The following is an 11709-nucleotide window of genomic DNA, read 5'->3' on the forward strand; positions in this document are numbered from 1 at the left end:
TCTCTATTCTACCCATCCACCCATAAAAAAGCAATAGTTTTATTTGGCATCTGAAGATTTTATTTCCGTCTCCGCAGCGTTTCCTTTTTCTTCTTTTTTGCGGCTTTTTTTCGGTCCGTCGCCTATCGTGCGCACCTGCGAATGATCATAGACCACAAGCTCAAACGTTCCGTCCTCAAGCGGCAGTTTGACTTTTACTTTGCCTGTGAGCGCGTTTGTTTCAGCAACCTCTCCCGATCCGTCGGGCGTTTTGACTGTACGGCCCACACGCGGGAGCTTTTTGCACATATCGTGATAATGCTCCTGCTCATAATTCAGGCAGCACATCAGCCTCCCGCATAGCCCGCTGATCTTAGTCGGAGAAAGAGAAAGATTCTGTTCCTTTGCCATTTTGATAGACACCGGCTGAAAATCGCCCAAAAATGCACTGCAGCAGCACGGACGCCCGCATGGCCCGAGGCCGCCTATTTTCTTCGCCTCGTCGCGTACGCCGATCTGCCGCAGCTCGATCCGCGTTTTAAATACTGAGGCGAGGTCTTTTACAAGCTCCCGGAAATCCACCCTGCCCTCTGCGGTAAAATAAAAAATGATCTTGCTTCCATCGAACGTATATTCTACGTCGATCAGCTTCATATCCATTTTATGCTTTGCAATACGCTCGCTGCACGTACGGAAAGCCTCTTTTTCTTTTTGCCTGTTCGCTTCTATTTTTTTTAGGTCTCTATCATCCGCTTTACGCAGCACCTTCTTCAGCGGCTTCGTGATCTCTTTTTCCGCCACCTCCCGCGGCGCCAGAACGACCTCTCCGAACTCCACGCCCCGCGACGTTTCTACGACGACCTTATCATTCATTTCAAGCTCAAGCTCGCCCGGGTCAAAGTAATATATCTTCCCGACCTCGGCAAACCGTACGCCGATAATAAAACTCATAAAATAACCTCCAAAATATGGAAAAGCATACTTTCCAATGCCAGCTTCACATTCAGCCCCGCGCATTGAGCGCGCTTTGCCGTATATTCAAGCAGGATACGCTGTATATTCACAAGCACGAAATCACGCATCTGCGCATGCTGCTCTATCTCCCGCAGCTTGTCCTCATAGACAGACACCCGCCCCGTATGCTTATAGAGCAGTACGTCCGCTATATACTGCTGCGCTGTTACGAAGCATAAGTCCAGTGCCCCCTCATGCTTTAAAAAAAGCTCCAGAGTTGCGCTCGTCGCCATATTTCTTGCCGTAAACAAACGGTTTAAGGCAAGTATCATATCATCGCGTATCTCAAAAAAACCTTTTGACAGATAGGCCGCCGCCAGATGATAATCTCCCTTTGCCGCGGCGGTCAGCACGCGCGCACGCAAAGTAGGCACTCCGTGCTCTTCGTGCAGCAATCTTTCTGTTTCCGCTGGGGAAAACGATGTCTTTAAAATTATACACCGCGAAAGAATGGTAGGCAATATATTTTTGGTGTTTTGCACCCCCAGCATGAACACCGTATGGTCGGGCGGCTCCTCGACCGCCTTTAAAAGCGCATTCTGTGCCTGCGGCGTCATTGCGTCCGCCCGTGCGATGACGACCGCCTGAAAGCCCCCTTCGTAAGGCTTTTTTGCTATAGCGGCGGGGATATCCCGCACATCGCCGATACTGATCGTGTTTTTCGTGGGCTCGATCATGAAGAGATCCGCGTGGCTGCGGCGCAGATATTTCACGCAGCCCGGACAGGTTCTGCAGCCCGTTCCCGTATGGCAGAATACGCGCAGCAGGAATTCGTCTATCTGTTCCTGCGCCGCTTCCGGCGAAGACCCTGCGATAAGGTATGCGCCTGCGATCTTTCCTGTTTTCAGTGCATTTTCCAGTATCTCATTCATGCCGGGACCTATTTGCCTCCAGAATCTTTTCCATTTCGCCGCGAATGATTTCCTGCGTTGTGAACTTGTCTCCGGAAGCGTCGATACGAATGATACGCTCCGGATACAGCTCCGCCAGCTTTACAAATCCGTTGTAAAGCATAACATAAAATTCTTCTTCCTGCGTTTCCAATCTGTCGTGCACGCGTTTTTTGCTCATCCGCCCGAAAGCGAGCTGCGGCGGAAAATCGAGAAAAAACGTCTTGTCCGGCATCATATCGCCCATCGCAAAACGATTGATATCCATCACTTTATCGATCCCAAGGCCGCGTCCTACCCCCTGATAGGCAAGAGACGAATCGATAAACCGGTCGCACAGCACGATTTTCCCCGCCTTTACAGCCGGTCTGACTACCTCTTCGACATGCTGCGCCCGCGCTGCGGCATATAGCAGCGCTTCCGTCCTGTCGCCCATTTCGCGGTTCTCAATATCAAGCACCATATCCCGAATCTGTTCCGAGATATTACATCCTCCCGGCTCGCGCGTCAAGACCGGTTCGATCCCGCGCTTCGTTAAATATTCCGATAAAAAACGCATCTGCGTGCTTTTTCCGCAGCCGTCTACGCCTTCAAACGTAATAAATAGGCCTTTCAAAATATCCTTATCCTTTCTTAAATACAAGCAATTTCTATCTCGTTCCGATAAATTCCAAATAGGCTATAGCCCCGGTTTTTCAGAAGGATCAAGTAATCCACCATATCCTCTGTGATCTTTTGGCCGGGCAGGACCGCCGGAGTTCCCGGAGGATAGGCCCCTGCCGGAACAGCCGCGATACATCCAACGCTTTCCTCAAGCGGAACGCTGCGCCGCTCTGCAAAAAATGCCCTGCGCATGGGTACTGATATCTGAGGCAAAAAGACCTGCTTCAGATCCCCCGCCGTCAGCATCCGCCGTATTTTATAATTAGAGCCCTTGATTTCGGCAAGCGCCGCTTTGAGCGCCTCAAAATCTTCGGCCGTATCCGCAGCCGTACAAATCAGAACGATATTGGAGATATCAGCCGTTTCGACCGCGATCCCTCTCTCCTGCAAAAAGCGTGCCGCTCCGAAGCCGCTTACGCCCCTGTCTGTCACATCGATCACGAGGCGCAGAACATCCCGGTCGAACGCACCCGTATCTCTGGGAATATCCTGAAGGATGCACCGATAACCGCCAAGCGCTTCGATACGCCTCATATTTTCCTCTACAAGCTGAATCGCTGCGGTGAGCCGTATCCTTCCTTCTTCTCCGCGCAGGAAGCCGAGCGCATAGTCGGCAGAAGCAAGCAACAGATAGGAGGGACTCGTCGTTTGCAGCAGATTGACGCGGGACTGTATGACCTCCGGCTGCAGCTCAGCCTCTTCACCTGCGCTCAATACCGCGCACTGGTTCATGGCCCCGGCCGTTTTATGCAGGCTGCACGTCCAAATATCGCATCCTGCCTGAGCAGGCGCCGTCGGCAGCAGCTCGGAAAAATCAAATAAGGCCGCGTGGGCTGCATCACAAATCACTTTCATTCCCGCTTCGTGCGCAACTGCGCAAATGCCGTTCAGATCCGCGCACAGCCCATAATAATTGGGATACGTGAGATAAACGGCTTTTGCTTTTTTGTGAAGCGCAATGGCCGCCGCCATATCCTGCACGCTCACCACGCACGGCACATCCGCAGCCTGTGCGGAGGGGTACACAAAAACGGGCTTTACGTCCGCCATGATGAATGCATGGACCGCTGAAAGATGGATATCCCGCGCAACGATGACCGTATCTCCGGGTTCGAGCGCCGAAAGCACGGACGCCTGTACACCGCAGGTGCTCCCGTTCACGAGAAACCAGCTTTCGCGCGCACCGATATACTTTGCATGAAGCTGCTGCGCCTCCCGAATCACCCCCTGCGGACAATATAGGTTATCCGCACCCGGAAGCTCCGTAATATCCTGTGCATTGACCGTGCCGGAAAGAAATCCTTTTTTCCCCTTGTGCCCGGGCATACAAAAACGCAACCGCGTCTCTTTCGAAACGCGGTCCAGCATAGAAACAATCGGTGTATCCATGCGCATTCCTCCTACCGCCGTTTCAGCTTCCCTTTCAATTCCTCTGTAGGGCTGAACAAAATAGCAATATCTCCGCAGTCGAGCACATAAGCCTCTGTTTTTTTGCGAAACGTATATTTATATTTTTTTTTGCCGGAAAGCCCGCTTTCCATTTCCGCATAACCGCCCATTTTTCTGATGTTACGCAGAGGGATCGTAGAAAGCTCTTTTTCCCGTGCGCCTATCCGCCTGCCGAACAGGAGCTTTCCGTCTCCCACGATATAGATGTAATCCGTCATATAGCGCCGGATAACGATAAAACCCGCGCATACGACGATAACAAAAGCAAAAAGCTGCAGCCACGGCAAATCGAGCAGAAAGCCGATAAACGACAAAACGAACATCGTACCCAGAATCGCTGCGACGATGCCGACCGTGATCAAGATGCCCGCAAGCGGACCTATTTTTTTATGTGCCATTTCTTCCCGGTACATATAAAATTCCCTCCCGGCGTCTGTTCCTATCATACCAAAAAGCCGCCCTTTCCGCAAGCATGCCGCCGTCCGGCTCACCCTTTGAGCTTTTTTATCACTTCTATCGGAAGCTTCGCCTCGACACGCACCCCTTCGGGACTGTAATCCAGCTTTACTTCCTTTCCATGCTTATTCACCAGCGCCAAAAGGTCGCCCCTGTCATACCCGACCATCCCGCTATAGCTTGTGAGCCGCGGCGTGAGTTTTTCAGCAACAAGTGCGATCAGCTCCTCGATCCCCTCTCCCGTTTTGGCCGAAATATAAACGGTATCCCGTTCCGTCTCCGGCACGCTGGCAAGGCGGTCCGTTTTGTTCATTACGGTGATCTGCGGCGTTTCTTCCGCATGCAGAGAGGACAGCACCTCCCTCACGACTTCCATCTGCTTTTCCGCATTCCTGCTGCTCGCATCCGTTACGCATAAAAGCAGGTCTGCATGCGCCGTTTCCTCCAATGTAGACCGGAACGCGCTGATGAGTTCATGCGGCAATTTTTCAATAAAACCTACCGTGTCTATAAACACCGTCTCGCCAATTCCCGGTATCTTTACCCGCCGTGCGACCGGGTCGAGCGTCGCGAACAGCTTATCTTCCGCATATACGCCCGCATTCGCCAAAGCATTGAGCAGGCTCGATTTCCCTGCATTCGTATAACCGACGAGCGCTACCTCCCGCACGCCGCTTTCCCGCCGGGCAGTTTTGCGAAGCTCCCTTTGCTGCGTCACTTTTTCTATTTCTTTCTGTAATTCGAATATGCGCCTCCGGATACGCCGGCGGTCTATTTCTATCTTTTTTTCTCCCGGTCCGCGCGTACCGATGCCTCCGCCTAACCGCGACAAGGAAACGCCCTCTCCCGCAAGGCGCGGAAGCGTATATTGCAGCTGAGCCAATTCGACCTGCAGTCTTCCCTCGCGCGTACGTGCGTGTGCGGCAAAGATATCAAGGATCAGCATCGTCCGGTCTACGACCTTGACACCGAGCGTCTCTTCCAGATTTCGCGCCTCAAGCGGGGAAAGCTCATCGTTCATAATGACCATATCCGCATCGCCCGCGGAAAGATAGAGCGCCAGCTCCCGCGCTTTTCCCTTTCCGATATAATAGGCTCTGTCCCGTTCCCTGCTTTGCGTGACCGTTCCCACGACCTGCGCTCCCGCCGTTTCCGCAAGACGCGCAAGCTCTTCCATACTTTCCTCCGAAACATTGAGGCCCACCAAAACCGTCCGTTCGGGAATATCTTCCGTCTCCTGCACGCGGACAAGCCGTGCCACCCGTTCCGTTGCAGCAGCGATCTCGTGCATAAGCGCCTGCTGCGGTATACGTTTTGTATAGAAAGGCCCGGCGATCTTTGCCTGCTCAAGCGTTTCTCCTATAAATCCGATACAAACAGAGACAGCCTTTCCCGCCCGTACGGCCACCGCAGCCATCGCGTCGAACCGGCTGGAAATAAGAGAGCCGATGTCCACATCGGAGAGCATCGGGCTCCCATTCGGATGCGTATGCAGCGTGCGGATGCCCGACACACCTGCCATACCGCGCCGTTTCCGCATGAAAGGCAGCGTCACATCTTTATCCGTTCCGATCGATACATCGAGAACCTTGCCCCCTCTTGAAAGAAACACGGATATCTCTTTTCCGGTGACTTCCGTAAGGCGCGCCATCTCTTCCAGCAATGCTTCGGAAACAAATTCCTGAGAGGAAAGTTTGAAGTCGTATAGCTGCTCCAGCTCTTCAATTATCCGGGCTTTGAGGCCCGCTGTATTTCCATGTAATTTATCCATAGATAGATTATACCAGAAAATCTTTTCGCTTAAATATAAAAGCGGCTTATTCCGTAAATATCTCGGCGCCGCTTTATTGTCCGGGTTTTATTTCAGAAGCTCTTTCGCCCTCTCATAAACCGTCTCGGCCTGCGGAACGGCTTGTTCCTCAAGAGGCTCCGCATAGGGCATTGGCATATTTTCTCCGCCAAACCTCTTGATTGGCTGCTTCAAATGGAAAAATGCTTCGCTTTCCGCAATGACAGCCGCTATTTCTGCTCCCACGCCAAAATCCTGTACACTTTCATGCACCACGAGCACCCTTCCAGTCTTGCGCGCGGAGGAAATGACAGCGTCTGTATCAAGGGGGGAGAGTGTCCTCAAATCAAGGATTTCCGCATCTACTCCATCTTGTTCGAGCATTTCTGCCGCTTTCAGGGCTTTATGCAGGGTGTAGGAGTAACTGATGATCGTCAGGTCTTTCCCGCTTCGCTTGATATCCGCTTTTCCGATGGGCAGGAGATAGTTTTCCTCCGGCACTTCTCCCTCCATTTGATAAAGAAATTTATGTTCAAAAAACAGGATCGGATCCTTTTCGCGGATGGCTGCTTTTAAGAGCCCCTTTGCATCACAGGGAGTGGAGGGCGCGAGCACCTTCAGACCGGGAACATGGCAAAACCACGCCTCAAGGCTTTGCGAATGCTGCGCTGCGGCGCCTGTTCCGCTTCCCATCGGCGTACGGATCACAAGCGGGACCGAGACCTGCCCTCCCAGCATAAAACGCTGCTTTGCCGCCTGATTGCAAATCAAATCCATCGCGCAGGTCAAAAAATCCGAAAACATGAACTCTACGACCGGATAGAATCCTGCCATAGCTGCGCCTACAGCCATTCCCGTGAAACCGCCCTCCGATATCGGCGCGTCTATGATCCGTTCCGGCCCAAACTCTTCCAGAAAGCCGCGCGTGATCCCAAAGCAGCCTCCGTATACGCCCATATCCTCACCTATGAGAAATACCTTTTCGTTTCGGCGCAGCTCTTCCCGCAACGCATCCGAGACTGCCTGCGCGTAAGTGACCCTGCTCATTTCTGTTCCTCCGCCGTAAATACAAGCTTTTTCGCTTCTTCAAACGTCAGCGGATCCGCCGCCAAAGCATATTCCACCGCTTCATCGCACGCTTTTCTTGACCGGTCTTCGATCTCCCGAATCTCCTCTTTGGATATACCTTGCTCAAGCATATACCTTGCGAAAGCCGGAATAGGATCCTTTTTCTTCCATTCCTCTTCCTCCTCACGGCTGCGGTAAATACGCTTATCACTTTTTGAATGTCCGAGATAGCGATAGGTTTTGGCTTCGATCAACGTGGGCCCTTCCCCGCGGCGCGCTCTGTCGGCAGCTTCCCGCACGGCCTCCATGACCGCAAGAACATCCATGCCGTCGACTATCCTGCCCGGCATGCCATACGCCTTTGCACGCATGGCGATATCCGTCACGGATACGCTCTTCGATACATGCGTAGATAATCCATACAGATTGTTTTCACACAAATATACGATGGGCAGCTTCCACAGCGCCGCCATATTGAGCGCTTCATGGAAAAGTCCGGAATTTGAGGTGCCGTCGCCAAAATAATCCAAAATGATCTTTCCGCTGTTTTCTTTTTTGATCGCGAGTGCAACGCCCGTCGCCATGGGTATCGACGGACCCATAACTCCATTCGCTCCAAAATTCCCGGCAGAGATGTCTACGATGTGCATAGAGCCGCCCAGCCCTTTGCAATAGCCCTCGCGTTTTCCAAGCAGCTCACACATCATCCGCCTGAGGTCTGCGCCCTTTGCAATACAATGCGCATGCCCTCTATGGCTGCTCATAATATAATCATCCGGACAGAGCGCGCCCACACCTCCGGCCGCCGTCGCTTCTTCCCCGACCGCGAGATGCGCCGTTCCATGGATCATCCCCTTGCGCAGCAGCGCGTCTACATGTTCTTCAAATATCCTTGCGCTGAACATTTGTTCATATATCGTTTTCGCTTGTTCGTTCGTCAATATCATGCGATTCTATTCCTATATTTCTTTCGATACATTTCGCCATATTTTGTAAAAAATCAGCCGCTTCTTTTCAATCGAAACGGCTCCCCGGCTTTTATTCGCTTCTGTCCGGCTCGTCCGCACGGCGATCATCCTGCACACTGCCGACCTTTTGTAATTATAGAGAGGGTCTTTCCCTTTGTCAAGTCCTATTGTTTTCCACATTTTTTTTGTGTATTTTTAACAAAATTCCGCAGTTTTCACACCCGAACGTCCCAATATCATTTTATAAACGCAAATATCGATTTATATTTTTTTCGAAAGAAAGGCCGGCGGTTTTTTTACGGCAAATAATACAATGCCGATCACCGCTACAAAGATAGAAATAAACTGCGATGTGGAAAAAATCCCTATCGCGCCCCTATAATCGGCACGGAATATTTCTATGACCGATCTTCCTACCGCATACAAAATCAGATATAAGGCGCCTACGCGTCCCTCTCTCCTGTCTTTGCGCGCATATAAAATCAGCAGCAGTGCCAAAAGGAAATCTCCCGCCGCAGAAAAAAGCTGTGTCGGTATCAGGCTCACGCCGCTCGGCGCAATCGAACCGGGCGGGAACACTACGCCGATCGGACTCGTTGTTTCCGCACCATAGCAGCAGCCCGCCAAAAAGCATCCGATCCGCCCAAACCCCTGTGCCACAGCAACAGACGGCATATACAGATCGAAATAAGCAAGAAAGCTATAGCCTTTTTTACGGCAGTAGAGCACCGCGGCAATAATAGCGACAATGATCCCGCCATATACTACGAATCCGCTGCCCGAAAGGACCTCTAACGGGTTCCTGATAAAATTCTGAAAGTCCAGAAAAATATAGAGAAGCTTTCCGCCTCCAAAGCCAAACAATACGGCAAAAATACAAAGCGTCAGAACGGCGTCCTGACTCAGACCGCGCTTTTTGGCCCGGAACAGCGCAATAAACAGCGCACAGATGATCCCGATCCCTATCATAAGGCCGTAACCGTGTATCGTTACGGACCCGATCGTCAAAATATCGTTATACAAACAAGCCGCCTGCCTTTCCCTCTGTCTGCCTGATTCATTTCTATAGTGTAACACAAACCGTGTATTGGAGCAAACCGCCTTTCTGCTCTGGAAAATGGCAAACGCGGTATTCCTCTTGTGATTGCCCGAAGCCGCCGAAAGCGTTCCGGCTGTTCAGCAGATACGCGGAAGCCCCTCCCCCATCAATTCAGGGACGACGCGCGTTCCTCCAATCGCTGTTTTCATCAGCACCATGCCGTTCTCCCGATGCGTCACATGTCCGACGGCCGCTGCATTTTCACCATATCTGCTTTCCTTCAGGCACTGAAGAGCACGCTGCTCGTCTTTTTCTGCGACGACCACCGCCATTTTTCCCTCGTTTCCCATATAAAGCGGGTCAAGCCCTAATATCCCGCAAAACGCTTTCACCTGTTCGTTGACGGGCAGCCGCTTCTCTTCAAGCTCGATACAGCAGCCGGAAGCCCGCGCAAATTCGCCTGCGATCGTCGCCAATCCGCCCCGTGTGATATCACGCATAGCATGGATCTCTATACCATTTTTTATCAGTGCTTCCACCATATCGTTTAACGGTGCGCAGTCGCTTCGAATCGTATTTTCGATCTGCATTCTGGCGCTTAAGATTGCCGCATGATGGTCTCCAAGCTCTCCCGAAACGAGCACCGCGTCTCCCCCGCGGCAGTTTCCTGCACCGATCTCTATCCCGCTTCGTACAAAGCCGACGCCCGCCGTATTGATATAGATCCCTCCATTGCCTTCGATCACTTTAGTATCTCCCGCAACGATCGAAACGCCCGCCTCGTTTGCCGTCTGCGCCATAGACTGGGCGACTCGTTTCAGCACCTCCGTATCCGCGCCCTCTTCCAAAATAAAACCGCAGGTCAGATATCTCGGAACTGCGCCGCTCATGAGCAAATCATTCACCGTGCCGCATATTGAGAGCCGGCCAATATCTCCGCCCGGAAAGAAAAGCGGCGTCACCACAAAGCTGTCCGTCGTTAACGCAATACGCTCCGCTCCATCCACGATACCGGAATCCTCCATGCGTGCGAGGACCGGATTATCAAAATAATGTGCAAAAATTTCCGAGATCAGGCCGCTTGTTTCTTTTCCTCCGCTGCCGTGAGCCATTGTGATTTTCATTAAACCATTCTTCCCCTTTCAGCGTTTCCTGTGATGGACTGCGTATTGGTAACAGCTTCCCTCCGCCGAAACCATACAGGCTCCCTGCGGATGCTGCGGCGTACATTCCGTTCCAAACAAAGGACAGGAGACCGGAGTTTGCGCGCCCGTTAGGATCTGTGCGCATCTGCACAAGGGATTATGCTCGCGGTCGCTGTCAAGGCCCATGCTTCCCGCGTCGAAACGCGCATACGCTTCCCGCAGGCGCAAGCCCGAGCTTGGGATAATGCCGATACCTCTCCACGCTGCACCGCACGGCTCAAAAAAATGCTCAACAGCCGCCTGCGCCCGCTTATTTCCTTCTTCCGTTACGGCAGACCGGTATAGATTCACAGCACCGGCCCTGCCCCGGCATTTTACGAGCGTATAAACAGCTGCTAAAAGCTGTTCTCCGTCAAAGCCGGCAATTACGAAAGGAAGCCCGTGTTTTTCCGCCAACTTTTGAAACACATGGCTTCCCGTAATGACACTTACATGCCCGGGGGCAAGAAAGCCGTCTATCCTGCTTCCGTTGCCACACACCCAATCTATCACAGGAGGCATTGTCTTCAGTGAAGTGAGCAGGCGAATGTTCTCTATCCCCTGTGCTATCGCATTTTCAAGAAGCACCGCATAGACCGGCGCTGTCGTTTCAAAGCCGACCGCCGCAAACACATAGGTCCGCTTCGGCTCGCTTTTTGCCATTTTCAGGATGTCGAGAGGAGAATAGGCCATTTTTACAGACCCGCCGTCCGCGCGCGCATCCGCAAGGCTTTCCCGGCTCCCGGGCACGCGCAGTAAATCGCCAAAGGAAACGACCGTTGTTTCCGGCTGACGCGCCAGCCAGACCAGACGGTCGATATAGTCTGTGACCGTCACGCATACAGGACAGCCCGGACCTGAGATCAGGCTGATCTCAGGAGGGAGCAGCTCTGTGATCCCATTGCGTGAAATTTCCGCCGTATGTGTGCCGCATACCTCCATGAACCGTAATGGCTCACCACTGTATGCTTTCAGAAAATCCTTTCTATCGGTCATGATCCGTCTATCTCCTTCAACAGCTCCATCAGGCTGTCATGATCCTGTTTCGTCAACACCTGCAGGATACAGCCCGCATGGACCAGTACGAAATCACCCGGTTTCACAGAAACGAGTCCGGCCTCCGCCCGTACCACATTTCCGCTGAAATCGACCGCAGCGACCGTTCCCTCCACAGATATTACCGTTCCCGGCACAGCAACGCACATACCGC

General features: G+C 52.4%; 12 protein-coding genes. All 12 read right to left on the bottom strand.

Annotation, left to right across the window (positions count from 1 at the left end):
* Positions 1-39: 39 nt before the first annotated feature.
* Complete coding sequence (locus PUP29_RS03910) at positions 40-930, bottom strand: PSP1 domain-containing protein (protein WP_079547131.1); 891 nt, start codon at positions 928-930, stop codon at positions 40-42.
* Positions 927-1865, bottom strand: a complete 939-nt coding sequence (locus PUP29_RS03915) for a hypothetical protein (protein ID WP_079547130.1) — start codon at positions 1863-1865, stop codon at positions 927-929. The genes PUP29_RS03910 and PUP29_RS03915 overlap by 4 nt, the downstream gene beginning before the upstream one ends.
* On the bottom strand, positions 1858-2499 hold the full coding sequence (gene tmk / locus PUP29_RS03920) for a dTMP kinase (protein ID WP_353423866.1): 642 nt from the start codon (positions 2497-2499) through the stop codon (positions 1858-1860). The genes PUP29_RS03915 and tmk overlap by 8 nt, the downstream gene beginning before the upstream one ends.
* 17 nt (positions 2500-2516) lie before the next feature.
* Positions 2517-3935: an aminotransferase class I/II-fold pyridoxal phosphate-dependent enzyme gene (locus PUP29_RS03925; RefSeq protein WP_353423867.1), complete on the bottom strand. Its 1419-nt coding sequence runs from the start codon at positions 3933-3935 to the stop codon at positions 2517-2519.
* An 11-nt stretch (positions 3936-3946) separates the two neighbouring features.
* Positions 3947-4441: a hypothetical protein gene (locus PUP29_RS03930; protein ID WP_353423868.1), complete on the bottom strand. Its 495-nt coding sequence runs from the start codon at positions 4439-4441 to the stop codon at positions 3947-3949.
* Between the two features lie 41 nt (positions 4442-4482).
* Complete coding sequence (gene hflX / locus PUP29_RS03935; protein WP_079547127.1) at positions 4483-6222, bottom strand: GTPase HflX; 1740 nt, start codon at positions 6220-6222, stop codon at positions 4483-4485.
* A gap of 87 nt (positions 6223-6309) precedes the next feature.
* The gene (locus tag PUP29_RS03940) at positions 6310-7287 is read right to left on the bottom strand and encodes an alpha-ketoacid dehydrogenase subunit beta (protein WP_079547126.1); all 978 of its coding nucleotides are present in this window, start codon (positions 7285-7287) and stop codon (positions 6310-6312) included.
* A complete protein-coding gene (locus tag PUP29_RS03945) occupies positions 7284-8255 on the bottom strand; it encodes a thiamine pyrophosphate-dependent dehydrogenase E1 component subunit alpha (protein WP_079547125.1) in 972 nt (323 codons plus the stop codon). Before PUP29_RS03945 ends, PUP29_RS03940 begins: the two co-directional genes overlap by 4 nt.
* A gap of 282 nt (positions 8256-8537) precedes the next feature.
* Positions 8538-9299, bottom strand: a complete 762-nt coding sequence (gene lgt, locus PUP29_RS03950; RefSeq protein WP_079547124.1) for a prolipoprotein diacylglyceryl transferase — start codon at positions 9297-9299, stop codon at positions 8538-8540.
* Positions 9300-9452: 153 nt separating this feature from the next.
* Positions 9453-10439, bottom strand: coding sequence for a hydrogenase expression/formation protein HypE (gene hypE, locus PUP29_RS03955; RefSeq protein WP_079547123.1), 987 nt, complete (start codon positions 10437-10439; stop codon positions 9453-9455).
* 18 nt (positions 10440-10457) lie between these two features.
* Positions 10458-11495, bottom strand: coding sequence for a hydrogenase formation protein HypD (gene hypD / locus PUP29_RS03960; protein WP_079547122.1), 1038 nt, complete (start codon positions 11493-11495; stop codon positions 10458-10460).
* Complete coding sequence (locus PUP29_RS03965; RefSeq protein ID WP_079547121.1) at positions 11492-11704, bottom strand: HypC/HybG/HupF family hydrogenase formation chaperone; 213 nt, start codon at positions 11702-11704, stop codon at positions 11492-11494. The genes hypD and PUP29_RS03965 overlap by 4 nt, the downstream gene beginning before the upstream one ends.
* Positions 11705-11709: the final 5 nt, after the last annotated feature.

Origin of the sequence: Christensenella massiliensis, from assembly GCF_040409835.1 — a bacterium.
GTDB lineage: Bacteria > Bacillota > Clostridia > Christensenellales > Christensenellaceae > Christensenella > Christensenella massiliensis.